We start from the raw sequence: 19,082 nt of genomic DNA on the forward strand, positions 1-19,082 counted from the left end.
ATTTATGCCAGTAGTTCCAGTGGTATCGGGGCGTCAGGTTTTAAGTACTGGCGTTCAGGCTCCTGCGCAGCAGGCATTTGATCAGCCAAATATCGGAGATGCCTTAGCAAAGGTGGGAAATCAGGCAATTGGTGTAATTGCTGATGCCAAACAGCGGGCAAATGTGGCACTGATGCAGGATGCATCACTGCAACTGCATGCTGTCAGTAATGACCTGCTGACAAATCCGCAAACTGGCCTGCTCACTTTGCAGGGAAAGAGTGCGATCGGGAAAGGTGCTGAGTATACACAGCAGTTTGACGCCAAAGCTCAGGAGCTTGCTCTTACTCTACCGGAAGGTTCACGTGAGGCATTCATGCAGCAGGCCCAGCAGCAGCGAATCCAGTTTTCCACGCAGGCCAGCAGGCACGAGATTGGTCAGATCAACCAGTATGAAAGCGGTATGCAGGAAGGGACATTGCAGGCGTTGCAACAGCAGGCACTTTCACCCGGTATGTTTAACCAGTCAGCAATGAATGCCTACCGTTCTATCATTGCGTATGGCGAAGCGCACGGGCAAAGCCCGCAGGAAGTAGAGGGCAACTGGATAAAATGGCGTGAGCAGGCAGCAAACCGCGCGAGCGACGCCTGGTATACGCCCATGTTTCAGCAGATGCTGGGCCCGGACGGAAAAATAGAGGTAACTAATACGCCGAAAGAGGCGCAGTTATTCTCTGCGATGATCTGGCACGAAAGCGGCGGAAATCAGTTCAGCAAAGACGGTACGCCACTGGTTTCACCTAAAGGCGCGGCTGGTGTAGCGCAGGTAATGGAGTCAACCGGACCGGAAGCTGCCCGCCTGGCGGGGGTTCCGTGGGACCGTGATAAGTGGCTTAACGACCCAAAATATAATGCTCAGATCGGTCAGGCATATTTCAGCGCTCAGATGCAGAAATATGACAATAACCCGGTGCTGGCGGTGGCGGCGTATAACGCCGGGCCCGGCGCTGTTGATGGCTGGATTAAACAGATTGGTGATCCGCGTACCGGGCAGGTTTCTAACGCACAGTTTGCTGCAGCAATCCCGTTTGAAGAAACCCGCAACTATGTGGCTAATGTAACTGGCAGTGCTGGCGCTATCCCCGGCAATGCCACGATGGAAAACCTCGTTAATCAGCCATTCTGGAATGCGATGAGCCCGCAGAACAAATCAGCCATGATGAGCAAGATGGCTGGCATGTACGACATGCAGGCCGCCGCCGGGCGCGTATCGTTACAAAGCAGGATGCAGGATGACCTGGCAGCTCTTGAAGCTGGTAAGCCGGTAAATCCAATTTCCGCACATGAGTGGGCCGCCGTTATGCCGTTACAGGCAAGCCCGGCAGAGCGCATCCAGCTTGAGAAAACCTACCAGCAGTATCAGCAGACGATGCAGTTGCAGCCTGTCTACCAGACTATTGTCAACGGAACAGCGCAGCAGGGGATCGCCGCAGTGCAATCCATGGCGCCGCAGGAAGGGGATCCTGATTTCAAATTTAAGCAGGCGCTGTACGCCACTGCCCAGGCCAAGCTTAACGCAGTGCAGACTGCGCGAGAAAAAGACCCTGGAACATGGCTGCAACTGAACTCACCTGTAGCTAAAAATGCCTTTGAGCAGTATCAGAATAACCAGGCATCCGGTGAATATCTGGTGTCGCGCATTCAGTCTGAGAAAGACCGTCTCGGCATCAACAGCAAGAAGATCCTACCTGAGTCAATGGTTGATAACCTGTTGCGCCAGATCGACAACAGCAAAGAAACCAGCGTTGTCGCTATCCAGCAGGTGGCGCAGTCGTTTGGCAAATACTCCGATCAGGTTATGCAACAGGTTCAGAAAAGCGCCTACCCGGCATTGCAGGTTGTCATGGCCACGAACAACCCACGGGCCGCAAACGCACTGTGGCAAAACCGCGCGCTGAACACGTCTGACCTGCGCGGTAGTCTGCCTAAAACTGATGCGGACAGCGCAGACTCTAACTGGAATGACAAGGCTAAAGACTTCGCCGGAACTATGATCTTGCAGCCCGGCGGCGCTGTTGTCTGGAATAACTTCAACGAGCAGGGTAAACGCCTGACCTACACCTACATGCAGCGCGGCATGTCTCCGTCTGATGCTGCAAAACAGGCGTATCAGGACGTGCTGGGCGAGCAGTACCAGACAAACGGTACATGGCGCATGCCTGTCACCGCAGGGCAGGATATCCGCGACGTGAATGACGGTGCCAGCGAGTACCTGAAAAACCTCAAAGCAGACCAGGTGATGCCGCTGATTGGCGATCCGCGTTTGCCGGAAAGCGTTAACCGCGAGCAAACCGTATCACGCCTCAAGGATAATGCGCAGTGGGTGACGAACAGCGATGAAACAGGGCTTACGCTGATGATGAATGGCCTGCTGGTCAACGATGCTAACGGACGTCCCATTACCATGAGTTACGGCGATCTGGCAAAACTCGGCGCCGGGAACCGCTCAACGTGGAACAGCATCACGAAATTTGCGCAGACTCCGGTGACGTATACGCCTGGGCAGTCGAAAAACTATTCCATGGAAAGCCAGCGAGACAACATTATCAATACGCTGAATAACGGCCAGCAGACGGGGAGATAATTATGCCGCCGATTTATACCGATGACCCCGGACAGGGCATTAACCAGCCGATCAGCAATGCGCCGTCAGGGCTTGGCGAATCCCTGCTCTCATCTCTGAAAGAGGGGTTTAACGAGGGGCCAGTAGTTTCCGGGTACCGCTTTGCGCAGGCAGACCAGTTAGCCAATGATCCTAACTCGACCATAGTCAGCAAGTCAGACGCAGAGGCGCGCCTGAAAGAGTACGGCGTGAAAAGCATCAACGTACCCGATTCCGGGATAACGCAGTCATTTCTTGACCATGTCGTTTCTGAACGCCGTGATGCGCTGGCAAAACAGCAGATCGCCGCCGCAGCTCCGTCAGGACTGGTGGCTACGCCGCTGAATTTTACCGCCAGCCTGGCGGGCTCAATGGCCGATCCTGGTAACGTTGCACTGGCATTCGTGCCGTTTGCTGGTGAGGCGCGGGCCGCAACCATGCTTGGCCGCTTTGGTGAGCGTCTGGCTGTAGGTGCACGTCTCGGCGCCGCACAGGCTGTTGCGACTGTACCATTTACCGCACAGGCTGCTGCCGCAGAGGGCAACGACTTTACCTATGGCAATGCAATGGAGAGCGTATTTTTCAATACGCTGGCCGGTGGCCTCATGCATGCTGGTGGCGGTCTGATCGCAGACGCAGTGCGGTCCAGAAGGTCAAGCGACGTGGTGGCCGCTGCTGAAAATCCTGACGCCGCACCGGTTGTCGATTCGCAGCCCGTGCCGGTAGTCACGCCTGATAATATCCCGCAGGGTGTGAACATCCCTGATGCCGGAACTAATGCCGATTTGTCAGCAGCCATTGCGCGTGATGCTGAGGGTTACGCATACAGCAGGGCGTATAACGATGTGGTGCCGGATTACCTTTCACGCCAGCAGGAACTGCAAACCGGATTTATCAATAACGTTGCTGACCTGCGCACAGAACTGGCTACCAATCAGCGCCAGATTGACGCGCTGGACGCCACAGTGCAGCAGCGCACCGTAGAGTATCAGGCGCAGCGCATGAAGTTTAAAGAGGCGCGCAGCCAGGCGCTCAAAGATATTGATGCCGAAAAGGCGCAGATCGCCGACCGCAATGCAGAAATAAACCAGACGCTGGAGCGTAATGCCGCAGCAGAGCAGGCGCGCGGTAGGCAGTCGCAAATAAGCCGTGGTGAGATACCCGCAGAGCTTGCCGGAATCATCGATCAGCGCGCTCAGGAGATACGTAGCGGCATGCAGATGTCACCCGTTGCCGGGGCAGTGCGCACAGCCGCTACTGCTGTAAGAGAAGCAGACTGGAGCGTTAACCAGCAGGCGTACCGCGCTGCGGTGGCGCACATGATGGAAGGTCGCACGCCGGACATCGAACCATTCTATGACCTGCACAAGCCAGCGCTGCGACAGCGGGCCATTGAACGCATCCAGAACCCAATGCCAGTACCCGATGAAGGGGGCCGTACCGTAAGCCAGAGCGCCGATCGCGTATGGCAGGATACGCAAAAACCAGACCATGAGCTCACATCGGCTACTGCGGATCTGGAAAACGAATTCAACATCAGTGATGCCCTACTAAATGATATTGCCACCACTAACCCTGAAATGGCTGCCTCGATGCGCGAGAATATTGCTGCCATCCGGGCAGAGGCAAACGATAATTCACTTGGCAAGGCATTTCGCGCGTTTGCCGCATGCATGATTAACCGGGGGCTGTAATGGCAAATGAATTTTTGACGCAGTGCGAGATGACCGTTAACGCGGCGGCAGGGCGAAAACTCAGCGAGCAGGAAATGGAATCGCTGGTTAAAAATATGAATGACACGACTAACCGCATTCTGGCCGGGAATGAAGCTCTGTCACTGGAAGAAGCAGCCCTGCGCGCCGCCGAAGAACTCAGCAACCGCGATCAACTGGCGAAAGTTATCGAGGCCCGCAACAAAGCGATCAATACCCGTATTGCTGCCCAGCGCCTGGGCGAGTTGCGAACTACCTGGAAGGACCGACCTGATATCGGGCTGGAGGCAATGCTCGTTGGCCGCAATGATGCCCGTACCGGCTCCCGCCGATCGGTGGCGTCGGAGGTTGCCCAGCTTCGCGGCAAGTACAACTCCGGCATCAACTACGACTTTGATCAGGCAGGACTGGTGAAATTCATCAGTAGCGGCAGCAATGACCGTGAAATTGCAGATGCAATGTGGCGTATTGGCCGTGGTGAAAAGCTTGACGGCATGACATGGCAATCCATTGAAGCTGCAAAAATAATATCGAAGTGGCAGGAGTCTGCGCGCACGGATCAAAACCGTGCTGGGGCGTGGATTGGTAAAGTGCCAGGCTATATCGTTCGCCAGTCGCATGACATCCTTAAAATTCGCGCCGCCGGGTACGAATCATGGCGCAATACCATCCTCCATCGGCTGGACGATGTGACATTTGACGGCATTACCGACCGCGAGCAGTTCCTTAAAAATGTCTATGAAGGTCTGGCATCAGGTATCCACCTGTCTGGTGATAAGCCGGACTGGATGAACGGCTTCAAAGGTTCGCAGAATGCCGCGAAACGCGCCAGCCAGGAACGCGTACTGCACTTTAAAGACGGGGTTTCATGGCATGAATACAACCAGCAGTTCGGATCCGGAAGCCTGCGTGAGGCGCTTTTTGGTGGGCTGAATAATGCAGCGCGCAGCACGGGTATGATGCGTGTACTCGGTACCAACCCGAACAACATGTTCAAATATCTGGCTGATACCATTGCGGAAGACCTGCGCGGAACGGCGTCACCTGCAGCTCAGGCTGATTTTGCATCCCAGGTCAGGCGACTTAACCGTACAACCATGCCGCAGATAGACGGTTCACTGAATATCCCTGGTAGCGTCGGCATGGCGAATGTGTCCGCCGGAATCCGTGGATGGCTGCGCATGTCTCAGCTTGGCGGCGCTGTCATCTCATCGTTTAACGATGTGCCAATTTCAGCCACTGAGATGCGCTATCAGGGCCAGAACTTCATGGGAGCACTGCTCACTGCGATGAAGGGGCGTTTCAGCCGCTATAGTGGCGCAGAGCAGAAAGAAATCCTGTCGTCTATCGGAGTATATTCAGACGCCATGACACAGGAGATCATCCGCCGCATCTCAGGTGACGATACTCTAACAGGTAAAATGGGCCGCGCTCAGCAGTTGTTCTTTAAATACAACCTCATGAACTTCTGGACCGAGAGCGGGCGCAACAGCAACGCCATGATGATCACCAACTGGCTGGCGAAAAATGCCGAACACACTTATGCACAGTTGCCGGAAGACCTGCGGCGCGTGCTTGATCTGCACGGCATTGGCGATCCTGAGTGGGAGATTTACCGCAAAATGGACATGGCCGATGCCGAAGGCCGTAAGTTCATGACCAGCAGCGGTATTCGTGGCGTGCCGGATGAGGTGATTTCCTCCTATGTTGAAGGTAAAGGCCTGAAAGTCACCGATCGCTCGATTGCAGATGCGCGTGAAACGCTGGAAGGGCAGTTACGCGGGTATGTTCTTGACCGTCTGAATATCGCGATGTCAGAACCTGGAGAGCGCACCCAGGCATTTATGAAGATGGGTACTGTACCGGGTACAGTTATTGGTGAGGTAAACCGATTTGCATGGCAGTATAAATCATTCACCGCAAGCTTCTTGCAGAACGTGCTGGGCCGCGAGGTATTTGGGCGAGGCTATACCCCGGCCGGACTCGGAGAGTCAAAGACCACCTCGCTGACCAACGCATTACTGCGTAACGGCAAGGGCGCATTCGTGGGCACGGCAAATCTGTTCGTGTGGGCAACACTGTTCGGCTACATTTCGATGCAGTCAAAGCTTATGCTCAAGGGGCAGACGCCGCGCCCGGCAGATGCCAGCACTTTCCGTGCTGCAGCATTGCAGGGTGGTGGCCTTGGTATTCTTGGTGACTTTATGTTTGGTCAGGTAAGCAGGATGGGAGCAGGGCCGGTTACATCGCTACTTGGCCCGGCGGCATCAAACGCTGATACCCTTATTACGCTGCTGCAACAGACCACGCGCGGAGACGCAAAATCAGGTGACTGGTATCGCACAGCGCTGGACAATACGCCTTTCCTGAACGTATTCTGGTTGCGTACCGCCATGAATGGGTTAATCCTTAACCGCATTCAGGATGCGCTGGACCCTGGCTCACTTGAGCGCTACCAGCGTCGGGCAGAGCGAGAGCAGGGGAATACGTTCCTGATCCCGCCATCGCAATTTATGCTGGGGAAATAATATGGAACAGAAACGCATTTACCTTTGGCTGGCTCTGGCATTTCTTGCCGGAGCAGTTATTCAAAAACTGATATGGGGCGGATCATTATCGTTCGGCCTTATCGCGTTTTCTGCTGTTTTTGCGTGGTGCAGTTTTAAAGAAAAAGCAGAAAGCTAAACCCAGGCCGCCACGCGGCCTGAGTATCAGCGCAACTGTTGCCGTAGTTGTTCTGCACAGTAATCCAGATGCGCCTGCAAATCCTTCATCGACATCTGCGAGCTTGTTACGTAGTTCATCAGAGCAACAAGCTCGGCCATTGCCCCATCAACGTTAAAGCCATCATCGCTTAGCTCTCGCAAAAGCGTCATCAGATGTGAGCTATTGACAAGCGACCTGACGCCTTCGTTTGTATGAATTCTTTCTTCAAAGCCGGTTTCCAGAGGGTGATCATACTGACACTGCATTTTGTATTCTCCATGCAATCACTGTATATATATACATATAACAGAGGTCTTTTGTCTACACCAGTAGATATTTAATTACCATAAGGGTAATAAAAAACACAGCATAATCCTAATTAGGGTTTTAGGTAATAGAATGTCTCCAGAAGCAGCGTACCGGAACGTTGCGACAGGTGGAGACAGTGCGATGACAGTATCAACAGAGGTTGATCACAATGATTACGTAGGGAATGGTGTGACGACACAATTTCCTTATACGTTCAGGGTATTCAAAAAATCGGACCTTGTCGTGACCATTCTGGACCTGAGCCAGAATATGACGACGCTGATCCTTGATACCAACTATACGGTTAGCGGGGCCGGTGGTTACACGGGCGGTAATGTAACGCTGTCTACACCACTTACCAGTGGCTGGAAAATTTCAATCACTCGTGTTCTTCCAGTTACGCAGGAAACAGATCTTCGTAACCAGGGTAAATTCTTTGCCGAAGTGCATGAGAATGCTTTCGACAAGCTGACAATGCTTATTCAAAGGGCATTAAGTTTATTTGGCTTATCGTTAAAAAAACCAAGCACATTATCCAATTACTATGACGCACAACAAAATAAGATAGCCAACTTAGCAGATGCAACAGCAGACCAGGATGCGGTTAATAATCGCACTATGCGGGCATATGTTGAAAGAGCTATCGCTGGTGTGGTTGGTGGATTTGGATGGTTTTTGCAATCAGGTATTGGTGCTGTTTACCGAACCTTTCAGGATAAGATGAGGGACGTTGTATCTGTTAAAGACTTTGGTGTTATCGGTGATGGGGCATTACACCCTCTTTCTGAGCGCTACTCTACTTTGTCAGCAGCACAAACGGTCTATCCTTTCGCTACATCTCTGTCAGATTCTATTGATTGGGCTGCATTACAAGCAGCTTGTTTGTCTGGTGCATCGGGTGTTTTTATTCCATCTGGATGTAATTTAAATATTAATAAAACTGCAACCATACCAAATATCAATTTCACTTTGTACGGCTGCGGGCCTTCATCGTCAATTGGTGGTTCAGCCAGCACGTTGGTTGCTTTTACAGCTAGTGAGATTGACCCAAGCGGTAATCTTTACACGGCCGTAGTGTGTGGAATTAAGTTCAAGCCAAGTGTTGATGATGCTGTATGCATCAATGCCTCAACCATCTGGACTGGATCTGGTAAAGCTCCGCACAGTATTAAAGAATGTCATTTTGAGATGAAAGGTCTTCGCCAGACAGGAATCCTGTTATCTGGCATATGGGCAATAAAGATAACAGGAAATATATTCCATAACCCCGTCCAGGATTCCAAGGTGGTTAATGGTGGTTATGGTATCCGGTATGCATTCACCAATAACATGAACTCGTCCGTAATGGGCGTATTTATCGGTCAGAACAACTTTACTGGCATGTCATACCCTGTATATATTCCACCTCGAGTAACTCAGAGTGGAGGCAGGGCCGAGGGTGTCAATATGACCGCTAACAACATGGTATACGGAATAACTGGTCTCTACGCAGTCCAGACATTGGCTATCAACGCAACCGGTAACCAGATTAGTGATTTCAGTCAGACCTGCTTTTTCCTTGATGGCAGCTTCGGTGTAAGCATTTCCGCTAACGGTGAACTTACTGCTGATGGCGCAGTAATTGCAATCAGCAACAACGCTAGCAGCAGCGCAGACAGCATCGATATTATCGGTAACAGATTTGCTCTACAGAAGGATGGCGGCAAGGCTATTCAGTTGACAAACGCCTACTCATCCACTGTTATCAAGGGTATAACAATAACCGGTAATACCTTTAGTGCCTTCGGTGTATCTGGTGAAACATATGGTGTATTTTTTACCGGATCTCAACCAATCAACAATGTGGTTGAATGCGGGAATACATTTTCAGATATTAAGTATGGGACATTCTTTGGTGGATCTGGAGTTGCCGCCATTGCTGCTGCCAACACAAATATTCAAATTGGCCCAAATGTTTACGCTTTGAATGCTGGAGGCCTGCCTGTGGTATTCCCGGAATACATGTCGCCAACTAAGTTATACGACTATGCAACCATCAACACATTTACGGCAACCTCTGGGCAAACTTCTGTCACTCTGTCAGTATCTCAGGCATCCTTTACTGCCGTTCCTGTGTATGCGGATCTGCAAATCATTAGTGCAACTAATGTGAGGGCAGTTTACAATTCAGATGCATCAACAGCATCAAGTCTTGTGTTCAATATTGTAGGGACTATCGCAGCAGGAACGCAGAAATATTCCCTGCTTTCAAGAGGGGTAAGCATTTTCGGGTACTAATAAAAAGGGGCTGATGCCCCTTTTATCTATTGATAAACTATATAAGCAATCGTAAACAATGGCATGGATAAAATTGCTGGTATTATTATAAATTTAACAAATGCTGGCGCTTCGCAGCTACCTGAAAATGAAAATCTATCATGCCTTATACGATCCAGATATTTCTCCATCGTCAAATAAAGAATCAAGCCAATCGTACAGCTACACAACGCAACAGTCGTGCCAATAGTTACATTTTCAAATATATATGGATAATCAGAAACATGTCTTTCAATGAATGTTAGAATTGGGAAGTGGAGTATATATGCAGGGAATGACATCTCCCCTATAATTCTATCTATCTTATTGTGTTTTGTTATTGAAAATAGTGTTGGGATAGCAACACCTATAATTGCCATTTGCCAAAGTGGCATTATTGTTACCGTGTATGTCGATGCAATGAATGAAATTATCGCTATAGGGTATATTTTACCGCTAATCATTCCCTTGCTAAACTGATATCCCATTGCTCCCATCGCAAAGAATACGAAAGATGATGGGTACCAGTAATAGAAGAACGATGTGTTTTGTGCAATGCTAAATAGTGATAATGATGATATTGGATAAGAAACAAAATTTAACATCAGTAAATAAATAAGACCAAAAACAAAATACGCAAATGTCTTTATCGGTGATTTAACAATAAATGGAGCTACAATATAGAATATTAATTCAACGCTAAGCGACCAAGCAGGAGGATTTGGTGTCATTAGTATTGGGTTTTGACATGCTCCGGTAGCTAATTTTGCGCAAATCAAAAATGAAGTATCCTGACCAAATATTAATGTATTCTGTATAACGAACAATATTTTTGAACTAATGGAAAGCAATGAAAAAGCTTGAGCGTATACATCCCATGAGACAATTAAAGCTATAATTAAACCAACAAAATAAGTTGGATATAACCTAAGAGCCCTGCTTTTGTAGAATGACAAAACTGGAGCATCTTTATATTTCTCATTGAGAACCATCGCCATGTAAAAGCCTGATATAATGAAAAACAGATTCACAGCATACCAAGAGTTTACACCGACATAACCAAATACAGGCGTTCTAGAGTGCCCAGCAATAACGCATAACGCCAAAAATAGCCTTAAAAATCCCATTACGATTTATTCCGTTTGCATTAAAAACAATCAAATTTGTGTTAAGTAAGAATTTGTGTAAGTGAAACATTCTATCACCACTATAGCCAGCAGTTAACGGAGATGTTCAACTTGCGCAAGAAATGGTGGGTGGAACCAGTGCGCATTTAGGAATTATCTGTGGTAATAATTAACCGTATACGGTTTATTGTGTATGATTAGCTTACCAACTAAGGGGGTACGCTATGCACAATAAACGGTGGTCAACATGTCCCATGTGACAGCGGATACGCTGAATCAGGGGCTTAGCCTGGGGGCTCTGGCATCGGTATTCGCCGGGGTTCCTCCGGAGGTGGCGTTAGGTGCACTGGCCGGGGCGGTGATTTTTGTTACCTCGGCGATTGAATATCCCATCCGGCGCCGCCTGCTGTTAAGCCTGCTAAGTTTCGTATGTGGCCTGTTATTCTACAAAGCCACGGCATCCATAATCATAGGCCTTGCCAGCCTGATTCCCACAATCACGAAAGACTCATTCGAGGCGGGCATTGTTTTCTCTGTCGGCGCTTTCGTGTCTTCTATCGTCGCTGTACGCATCGGCATCTGGCTGTATCACCGTTCTGACAATCCGCGAGATTTATTGCCCGGAGGGAAAAACGATGATCAGTCATGAGGTGCTTCTGCTTATCAACGCCATCATCTGCGCGGGCATTGCTGTCCGTGTTTTGCTATTCCGCCGGGACGGTGCCCGCCACCGCCGGTGGGGTGGATGGCTTGCCTACGTCGTGATCGTCGTCAGCGCGAGCATTCCGGTACGCACATTCTATGGCTACTACTCCGTCGACTGGTCACAGGTCATCATCAACGCTGTATTCCTGGCGGCAATCCTCAAGACGAAGGGGAATGTCGTGCAGATCTTCAAAATATCGAGGTCTCAACATGGACATTAATCAGTTTCAGAAAGCTTCTGGCCTGAACGGTTCTGCCGCTGCGCGCTGGTTCCCGCATATCACCGCAGCAATGCGGGAATTTGGCATTACTACCCCTGACGATCAGGCGATGTTCATTGCCCAGGCCGGGCACGAAAGCGCAGGGTTTAGCTCACTTGTCGAAAGCTTCAATTACAGCGTTGCTGGCCTGGCTGATTTTGTCCGTGCCGGGCGCATCACTAAGGCACAGGCGAATGCGCTGGGCCGCCGTCAGGGTGAACCATCGTTGCCACTGGAACGCCAGCGTGCAATTGCCAATCTGGTCTACAGCAAGCGTATGGGTAACAACGGGCCGACTGATGGCTGGTTTTATCGGGGACGCGGGCTTATTCAGATCACCGGCCTGACGAATTACCGTGACTGCGGCAATGCCCTGAAAGTCGATCTGGTGGCTCAGCCTGAACTGCTGGCGCAGGACGCATACGCGGCCCGCAGTGCGGCATGGTTCTATGCATCGAAAGGATGCCTGAAATATACGGGCGATCTGGTTCGCGTCACGCAGATAATCAATGGCGGCCAGAATGGCATCGATGACCGACGGGCGCGCTACCTTACCGCTAAAAAGGCGCTGTTATGATCGCCGCAATCCTGAAAGCATACTGGCGACAGCTTGCCGTGGCCGCCGTCGCTATCGCACTGGTGGTCTTTGCTGTCGTTGCCTGGAACGTGCACGGCGACAACCGATACAACGCCGGGATTGAGCAGGCCAAAAAAGACCAGGCTGATGCAGACGCTAAAGCCAAAGCAGAACGTGAGCAGGAGAAAGCACATGATGAACAGGAAGCGCAACGCAAGATTGATCAGGCGCGTAATGATGCTATGCTTGCCGCTCAGCGCGCTGGCGGCTTGCAGCAGCAACTCGACAGTATCAGGAGCAAACTCAGACAATATGCCAACACTGTCGGCGCTGGCCCGTCAGCCGCAGACACCGGAATTCTGCTTACCGACGTGTTCAGCAAATCTCTCGAACGAAATCGACAACTGGCAGAATACGCTGACCGGGCAGCAGAAGCCGGGCGACTCTGCGAGCGCCAATACGACTCCATGAAAAATGGTCATTAAATGCCGCTGACGGTATAAAAGTCGGTATCTAATTTTAAATATTTAAATAAATACTTTTAAATCATTAAGTTGAAAGCGTTGTTTGTAATCCACAGGGGGTGAGCACCGGGCAAATGCAACAGATTGCCGCCGAGTTCGGCTACAGCGAAACGACGTTTGTACTGCCGCCCGCCGACAGGGCAAACACGGCGCATGTGCGCATTTTTACCCCCACGCGGGAAATTCCTTTCGCCGGGCATCCCAATGTCGGCACTGCCTTTGTGCTGGCAAGCTACGCGGCGGCGAACGGCGAGACACTGCCTGAGATATTGCAGTTTGAAGAAGCGGCGGGTCTGGTACCCGTTCGTCTGCTCAAAAACAACGGCGTGGTGAGCGGGGCCGAACTACGGGTGCCGGAGCCGTTATCCTGCCGTTCCGAAGTGAGCCCGGAGCAGGTCGCCGCCTGTCTGTCGCTGGAGGCAGACTGCATCAGTACGGCTGTGCATCAGCCGCTGGTGGCCTCGGTGGGGCTGCCATTTCTGATTGTGGAGCTCGCCTCCCGCGACGCGCTACGCCGCTGCGTACCAAATTTACAAGGTTTTCGGGCTGTTCTGCCACTGGACGGCGCAGTCTCCATTTATGCCTATACCCTGGACACAACACAGGAAGAGGACTGTGATTTGCAGGCGCGGATGTTTACGCCGCGGATGACCGAAGACCCGGCGACAGGCAGTGCGACGGCTGCAGTGACGGCGCTGCTGGCTTCGCTTAATGCTAAGACGACGCTCTCTTTGCGCGTAAGGCAGGGTGTGGATATGGGGCGTGCCAGCCTGCTGTTGGCAGAGTATGACGCCTCGCAGGGTACACCGGTTGTGCGGGTGGGCGGCAGCAGTGTGATCACGATGGAAGGGACGTTGACGCTGTGAGGTCATATCCGCCTGGCATGAGTGCGCCAGGCAGGCGCTAAGCGAGAAGGGGGACAGTCACCACAGGCTGCCGCCTTCCCGATACAGACTGATGGGGCGTTACTCGTTGCCCCATTGATTGAGGAAATTCGCGACGTCATCGATACGCTTTTCACTGATACCGGCTTCGCTGGCCATCTCTTGCTGCGCTTCTTCGCTGATCTCTTCGTTATTCATTAAGCGGGTGATCAGCAACTGGAAATAGTGTGCCAGGGGATCGCGCTCTGACTCGCTCACCGGCTTCTCGCTTTCCGACGAATACTCATCCACGATGTCATAAAATTTAAGCGGTATTTCGTTGTTCATAAGTCTTTCCCTAAGGTCTGAGCCAGTTGATGCTGCCGATGTGGTTTAGATAATAGCAGTCTTATTTTACTGCCCGAGGGAAAATTGCCGGATTAATACGGCAACATCCAGGAGGGCAGAAAATCGTGCCGACAGGCGGCGAATGGACCGCGCACAAGGTCGGTACAGGGTCAGCCTGATGATGTCAGACTTTGAGCATTTTTACCGTGGCTTCAACGTCAATTTCATCTTCCGAGAAGATTAATGTCGTGCCCTGGAAGGTGGTGATCGCCAGTTTTTTTACCGAGCGCATTTCGCCTGGTTTCTGCGCGGATTTCGGCTTGATGTTGTTCATCAGAAGCCCCACCGACAGCACCGCATTTTCTTTATCGATCCCGGTTTCAACTGGCACTTCTTCGCTGAATACCACAAAAGATTTGATCGAGGCGAGTTTCAGGCGCTCACCTGCAATATAAATGTACTTGCTTTCCGGGATAACTTTGACCGCATACGCGGACAAGCCTTTGTTGTTGGTGGTCGGTTCGAAGGTTACTGCGGCATCTTTCTTGATAAGATCAGGGTTGGCGACCTTAATCACATGAAAGTACCGGTTTTCGCCGTTTTCATCTTTGATAAATCCAAAACCTTTATCTTTAAACCACGTTGTGATTGTTCCGTTCATCGCCATTACCGCCTGATTAACCGTTTATCTACTCAATTTTTGCAGCGCGCAGTGTAAAGCACAATGCCCGCGCAGACTACGTCTTTGGATTAAGTGTGAGTGATAAAGTTGGGGGATGTCGAGGTGATGCGCTAAAGCCTGCGAGTGTGCACGTTCGGTTACCTTGCTCCTCCGGGAAGAGGGGGAAGGGAACAGACGCCCCCGGGCCTTCCCGGGCGCGCCTGTCAAATCATTTGCCGAGAATATTGTTTACCGCTGCGATGTGACCCGGCTTATCTTTCTGGTTCGAAATGACCTGAATAATGGTGAATTTTCCGTTGGCGACAGCAATTAAGGTTGCCTGAAATACGTCAGTACCGTCCATATTGCTGGTGGCCTCAATGTGATAAACCTTCAATCCCTTCACGTTCTCCGTTTTTTCACTGACAACCTTATAAGAGGGAGAGGCTTGCTTCTGCTGATCTTTAATGGATTTCAGGCCCGTGAGAAAATCATCCTCACTGGCAGCACGGGCCGCCAACGGGATATCTTCTTCGCCAATAATAAGCACCCGTTTAGCCTGTTTATTGACATACATTTTCCCAGGCGCACCGCCAGGAACAGGCTGAACCTCATAGCCCTGTAATTGGAATTCCTGCTTTCCATCCAGAAGAGAGATTGTTTCAGTCGTAGCGGCCTTTTGTTCCGTCGTCTGCACTTCGGCGGCTGATGCCACATTAACTGTACAACCCAGCGTTACGGTAAAGAATATTGCGGCTGACAGGTTAGATATATTCTTGAACTTCATTGTGAGCTCCTCATGGTGTTATTTCCTTTTTTTGAAAATGCAGGGGTTACAGCGTAGAAGCTAAGTAAGCAGGCAGCAAGGCGGGATAGCATATTCCATTTCGAATTCCTTTTTTATGCCCGATAATGCAGGCAAAACCACACAAATAATAAGTGGGAACATAAAGGCAGAGTCTCCTTATCTTTATTGATATGAAAAATAATAATGCAAATTACGAATTATCCTATTGCGCATTAGTAGGCGTTGTTGATCAAGAGATGGATTTGTTACTTGTTGTTTTTATTGGGGTTAATATAGTTTATCGCATGAATTATCCCTGCACTTACTCAGCAATGTCACGGTTAAACAAGATATTTTCCTGACTTTTTCAGAAGCCTTAATTTAATAAAGCAACCATTGTGCTCATCCCAAACTGAAATTGCTGCTGAAAATAACTTTGCCGTTTCCATTACTAACAAAGGTAGGTTTACAATCAGAATCTACCATTTGTAAAATAGTGTAAGCATAGCAAGAGGGCACTTTCCTCTTTAACTTGTACAGTAAACTCCTTCCGGTAATCTCCGCGAAAGCAGTTTTTCCCATTACAAACAGTGGATGAGTTAATAACGTTGAAAAGCATAACGGAATTGAAAATGGGTTATACAAAAGTACTCTTTTGGTTACTGTTAACCCTGTTTCTTATACCAGCGATCACACTAGGTTTTGCTGAGTACGGGAATAGATCACTCAATCAGGAATACACGCAATTCTTTATTGAGGATGCACAAAAACAACACCAGGATGCCGGGAAACTTGCCGGGTTCCTGCAAGAGAATCCACCTTCAAGCGTTTGCGGCCCGGTTACCGAAGATCTGCTCAACTATAAAAAGGCGGTCTGCGCACCGGGTTCTGAACTCTGGCAGTTCTACATGATGGACAACGTTGCATTCTGGACGTTGATTGCCGGTTGTTTTGTACTGCTGATGATCGTGTTATTCAGCGCACTGGCCTTCAGAAACCGTAAGTGCCAGTTGTTAAGCCTGATGCTGGCACGGTCATTCCTGATGTTAGCAGGTTCACTTGAAGTGATTGTTCAAGGGGCGATGCTGGTCTGGCTCTCTTTCTGGGGAACCGCCTTCTTCACGCAAACCTACTATCCAAAACTGGTTATATTAGTCGGATTGATGGTGCTGGCGGGTATCTACTACATCATCAAAGGCATCTTTAAAAAGCTCCCGCCTGAGGAGAATATCGAAGGCGAAGTCGTGAGCCGCGAAGCCGCCCCTGCACTGTGGTCACGGATTGATGCGCTGGCTGCCAGAGTAGGAACAACCCCGCCGGACCATGTTATTGCTGGTATCGACACCAATTTCTACGTAACAGAAGCACCGCTGCGCGTTAATGACCATCTGCTAAAGGGCCGCAAACTCTATGTCAGTATTCCGCTGTTGCGCCAACTGACGCTTGCGCAGGCTGATGGCGTCATGGTTCATGAACTGACTCACCTGCATGAAGGCGACACGGCATCGGGCGCGTTACTGGGGCCGAAGCTCCACCGTTTCGATCTCTATATTGCCCTGATGAGCGAGAATGTGGCCACGCTCATTGTCTACTATCCGCTGTATTTGTATCGCATGCTGTTTGAACTGGCATGGCAACGCAACAGCCGTGAACGTGAGTTCGTTGCCGATAGCAATGCCTCCGCGCTCATTTCACCTGCCGCGATCATTGAATCCCTGATCAAAATTTCAGCGTATGCGAGTTATCGCTATGAAGTTGAAAGGGATCTGTTTGCCAATAACGCGCTGCATGAGAGTGAACTGGGGATCCGCAAAACCATCGCCGCCGGTTTGCCTGCACATGTAAATTCGCCCGGTTTTATCAGTGCCATGCGTGAACATAATGTGCCGCATCCCTTTGATTCACACCCACCGCTGACTGAGAGGATGCGTAACGTTGGTTTTTCCGTCGAAGAAACCGCCTATGCTGCGGTGGCAGCGGAACTCCCGACGGAGAGTTGGGTTGATTTAATGCCCATTGCCGACAACATCGAACAGCAGCTTTGGCAGAAATATGAGCGTGATTTCTCGTCTACGCATGAAGAGAGCCTGGCCTGGCGCTATCAGCCCACGGGAGAAGAGGAGACCGCGCTGGTCCTTAAATATTTCCCGAATGTTCCCTTTACGCTGAAAGACGGTTCGCAGGTCGAAATCACCTGGCAGGGCATTGTGTTGCCGAAAACGGCTGAACTGCTGGACTGGGATAATGTTAAAAATATCAACGTCCTCAGAAATTTTGGCCGGGATACCCTGCACGTACAACATGTGCAGCCGAACGCCCACGGCAAAAAACGCAGCAAAATTCCTCTGCCGGGCCTGAAGAAAGAGATTGAGAGATTCAAGCAAGTGCTGGCCTGGTACTGGCACCGCCATCAGACGGTACGGTCGCTGCTGCAACAACCCGAAACGGTGACTCAGCACGACGCATAAATAAGCAGTGGCTCAACCCTGTGACAGGGGTTGAGCTACAACTTTTATTCATCATTATTAATGAGCTTTTCGCTGCGTGATTAGGCAAGGCTGTCATGGGAAAAGCTGAGCCTCAGGCGTTTGACCTGCCACTCAGGTCCTCGCGAGTTGGACCTTGAAAGTAGATGCTACTGATATGGCAACTGCGCGGTTGAGTCAGCACGAAACGAATCGTTTCCCAGACCGATCGTCCATTCAAAAGACGTTCCCCCATCCTGGATTGACCATCGACAGACGTCTCTAACCCCGTAAGTTCGAAATCCGGCGGATACAGCCCGGTAACACGGATATTTTCTTCGGACAACTGCTGTGACAGTTTAGTTGTAAACCCGCTGAGACCGTGTTTGCTGGCGAAAAAAGCGGGATGCGCAATTGAGTCCGTAAAATTCGGGACGCCACATGAAGATATTATTGAGATGATATCAGCACTGTCTGAACGTCTTAACCCAGGCAGCAACGCCTGAGTCAACAGGATCGAACCTGTCAGACCTGAACTGACGGTATTAATAATTTCTGTGTCAGGCTGATCGTCTAAGCTCCCTGACAACCACTGAGCGGCATTGAGAATTAAAATGTCGATGGGCTTATCTGAGGTTAAAAGCTGTGAAGAAAACTGAGAAACGGATTCAGGCCGGGCTAAATCACAGATATACCCTTTTGCAATGCCGCTTTCTGCAGTGATGATGCTGCAGGTTTTTTGAATATCCTCAGCCCGCCGCGCGCAAAAATCCACTTCGACACCCTCTCGGGTCAGCCACACGCACAGCGCCTGGCCAAATCCTCCACCTCCACCGGTAATAACCGCTCTTTTACCTCTGAGCATCTCCATGCCTCCCTTTCTTAATGACTCTGTGTGGATGTAGATATACAGGAGGAGGGGGAGTGACATCTTTCCGTTCGTGCCATTTGTATAGGAGGAAGATGAATAAGCCGCACCGTAAACTGATTAATGCGAGCCTGGGGAGTAGCAGCGTCCGCTGTTGGCTCGGAGCGGTCAAACTGACTGATCTGAAGGTCTGCTATGAGCCAGACGTGGACATCACATCAAAATCCATACTGG

Annotated in this window: 16 protein-coding genes and 1 pseudogene; 11 read left to right on the forward strand and 6 right to left on the reverse strand. The window is 50.4% G+C overall.

All coding sequences use genetic code 11. The features are described 5' to 3' along the window. Positions 1-4 precede the first annotated feature (4 nt). From MRY16398_RS12800 to MRY16398_RS30585, 4 genes are read left to right on the forward strand one after another with little or no spacing between them, the layout of a single operon-like run. On the forward strand, positions 5-2,623 hold the full coding sequence (locus MRY16398_RS12800; RefSeq protein ID WP_125124510.1) for a transglycosylase SLT domain-containing protein: 2,619 nt from the start codon (positions 5-7) through the stop codon (positions 2,621-2,623). A 2-nt stretch (positions 2,624-2,625) separates the two neighbouring features. Then, positions 2,626-4,335 carry a hypothetical protein gene (locus MRY16398_RS12805; protein ID WP_125124511.1) on the forward strand — a complete coding sequence of 570 codons (1,710 nt, stop codon included), beginning with the start codon at positions 2,626-2,628 and terminating at the stop codon, positions 4,333-4,335. Then, on the forward strand, positions 4,335-6,881 hold the full coding sequence (locus MRY16398_RS12810; RefSeq protein WP_125124512.1) for a hypothetical protein: 2,547 nt from the start codon (positions 4,335-4,337) through the stop codon (positions 6,879-6,881). Before MRY16398_RS12805 ends, MRY16398_RS12810 begins: the two co-directional genes overlap by 1 nt. Position 6,882: 1 nt before the next feature. After that, positions 6,883-7,038, forward strand: coding sequence for a hypothetical protein (locus tag MRY16398_RS30585; protein ID WP_172600645.1), 156 nt, complete (start codon positions 6,883-6,885; stop codon positions 7,036-7,038). Between the two features lie 26 nt (positions 7,039-7,064). On the opposite strand, the gene MRY16398_RS12815 is transcribed toward MRY16398_RS30585, so the two are convergent. Beyond that, positions 7,065-7,325 carry a hypothetical protein gene (locus MRY16398_RS12815; protein WP_125124513.1) on the reverse strand — a complete coding sequence of 87 codons (261 nt, stop codon included), beginning with the start codon at positions 7,323-7,325 and terminating at the stop codon, positions 7,065-7,067. 184 nt (positions 7,326-7,509) lie between these two features. On the opposite strand from MRY16398_RS12815, the gene MRY16398_RS30920 reads away from it, so the two are divergent. Beyond that, positions 7,510-9,645, forward strand: coding sequence for a hypothetical protein (locus MRY16398_RS30920; protein WP_232034423.1), 2,136 nt, complete (start codon positions 7,510-7,512; stop codon positions 9,643-9,645). Between the two features lie 26 nt (positions 9,646-9,671). Here the strand turns inward: MRY16398_RS30920 and MRY16398_RS12825 are convergent, their stop codons facing one another. After that, entirely contained in the window at positions 9,672-10,790 is a 1,119-nt protein-coding gene (locus tag MRY16398_RS12825) for an acyltransferase family protein (RefSeq protein ID WP_125124514.1), read from the reverse strand. Between the two features lie 247 nt (positions 10,791-11,037). Between MRY16398_RS12825 and MRY16398_RS12830 the strand changes: the two genes are divergently transcribed. The 5 genes and pseudogenes from MRY16398_RS12830 to MRY16398_RS12850 all read left to right on the forward strand — a co-directional run. Then, positions 11,038-11,439, forward strand: a complete 402-nt coding sequence (locus MRY16398_RS12830; RefSeq protein ID WP_125124515.1) for a putative holin — start codon at positions 11,038-11,040, stop codon at positions 11,437-11,439. After that, positions 11,426-11,716, forward strand: coding sequence for a phage holin family protein (locus tag MRY16398_RS12835; protein WP_066019365.1), 291 nt, complete (start codon positions 11,426-11,428; stop codon positions 11,714-11,716). The genes MRY16398_RS12830 and MRY16398_RS12835 overlap by 14 nt, the downstream gene beginning before the upstream one ends. Next, complete coding sequence (locus MRY16398_RS12840) at positions 11,706-12,332, forward strand: glycoside hydrolase family 19 protein (protein ID WP_125124516.1); 627 nt, start codon at positions 11,706-11,708, stop codon at positions 12,330-12,332. Before MRY16398_RS12835 ends, MRY16398_RS12840 begins: the two co-directional genes overlap by 11 nt. Continuing rightward, a complete protein-coding gene (locus tag MRY16398_RS12845) occupies positions 12,329-12,817 on the forward strand; it encodes a DUF2514 family protein (RefSeq protein ID WP_125124517.1) in 489 nt (162 codons plus the stop codon). The genes MRY16398_RS12840 and MRY16398_RS12845 overlap by 4 nt, the downstream gene beginning before the upstream one ends. Positions 12,818-12,891: 74 nt before the next feature. Then, a pseudogene (locus MRY16398_RS12850) lies at positions 12,892-13,722 on the forward strand (PhzF family phenazine biosynthesis protein); the annotation flags it as partial. 99 nt (positions 13,723-13,821) lie between these two features. Here the strand turns inward: MRY16398_RS12850 and MRY16398_RS12855 are convergent. The 3 genes from MRY16398_RS12855 to MRY16398_RS12865 all read right to left on the reverse strand — a co-directional run bounded on the left by MRY16398_RS12855 (position 13,822) and on the right by MRY16398_RS12865 (position 15,515). After that, on the reverse strand, positions 13,822-14,067 hold the full coding sequence (locus MRY16398_RS12855) for a YmjA family protein (protein ID WP_108701159.1): 246 nt from the start codon (positions 14,065-14,067) through the stop codon (positions 13,822-13,824). Between the two features lie 184 nt (positions 14,068-14,251). Continuing rightward, positions 14,252-14,734 carry a cold-shock protein gene (locus tag MRY16398_RS12860; protein WP_041851468.1) on the reverse strand — a complete coding sequence of 161 codons (483 nt, stop codon included), beginning with the start codon at positions 14,732-14,734 and terminating at the stop codon, positions 14,252-14,254. Between the two features lie 223 nt (positions 14,735-14,957). Further along, the gene (locus MRY16398_RS12865; RefSeq protein ID WP_232034404.1) at positions 14,958-15,515 is read right to left on the reverse strand and encodes a DcrB/PsbP domain-containing protein; all 558 of its coding nucleotides are present in this window, start codon (positions 15,513-15,515) and stop codon (positions 14,958-14,960) included. 632 nt (positions 15,516-16,147) lie between these two features. Between MRY16398_RS12865 and MRY16398_RS12870 the strand changes: the two genes are divergently transcribed. Beyond that, a complete protein-coding gene (locus MRY16398_RS12870; protein WP_125124519.1) occupies positions 16,148-17,983 on the forward strand; it encodes a M48 family metallopeptidase in 1,836 nt (611 codons plus the stop codon). 112 nt (positions 17,984-18,095) lie between these two features. Here the strand turns inward: MRY16398_RS12870 and MRY16398_RS12875 are convergent, their stop codons facing one another. Further along, positions 18,096-18,845 carry an SDR family oxidoreductase gene (locus MRY16398_RS12875; RefSeq protein WP_125125663.1) on the reverse strand — a complete coding sequence of 250 codons (750 nt, stop codon included), beginning with the start codon at positions 18,843-18,845 and terminating at the stop codon, positions 18,096-18,098. Positions 18,846-19,082 lie beyond the last annotated feature (237 nt).

The sequence above is a fragment of the Phytobacter sp. MRY16-398 genome, from assembly GCF_003925915.1.
Classification (GTDB): domain Bacteria; phylum Pseudomonadota; class Gammaproteobacteria; order Enterobacterales; family Enterobacteriaceae; genus Phytobacter; species Phytobacter diazotrophicus.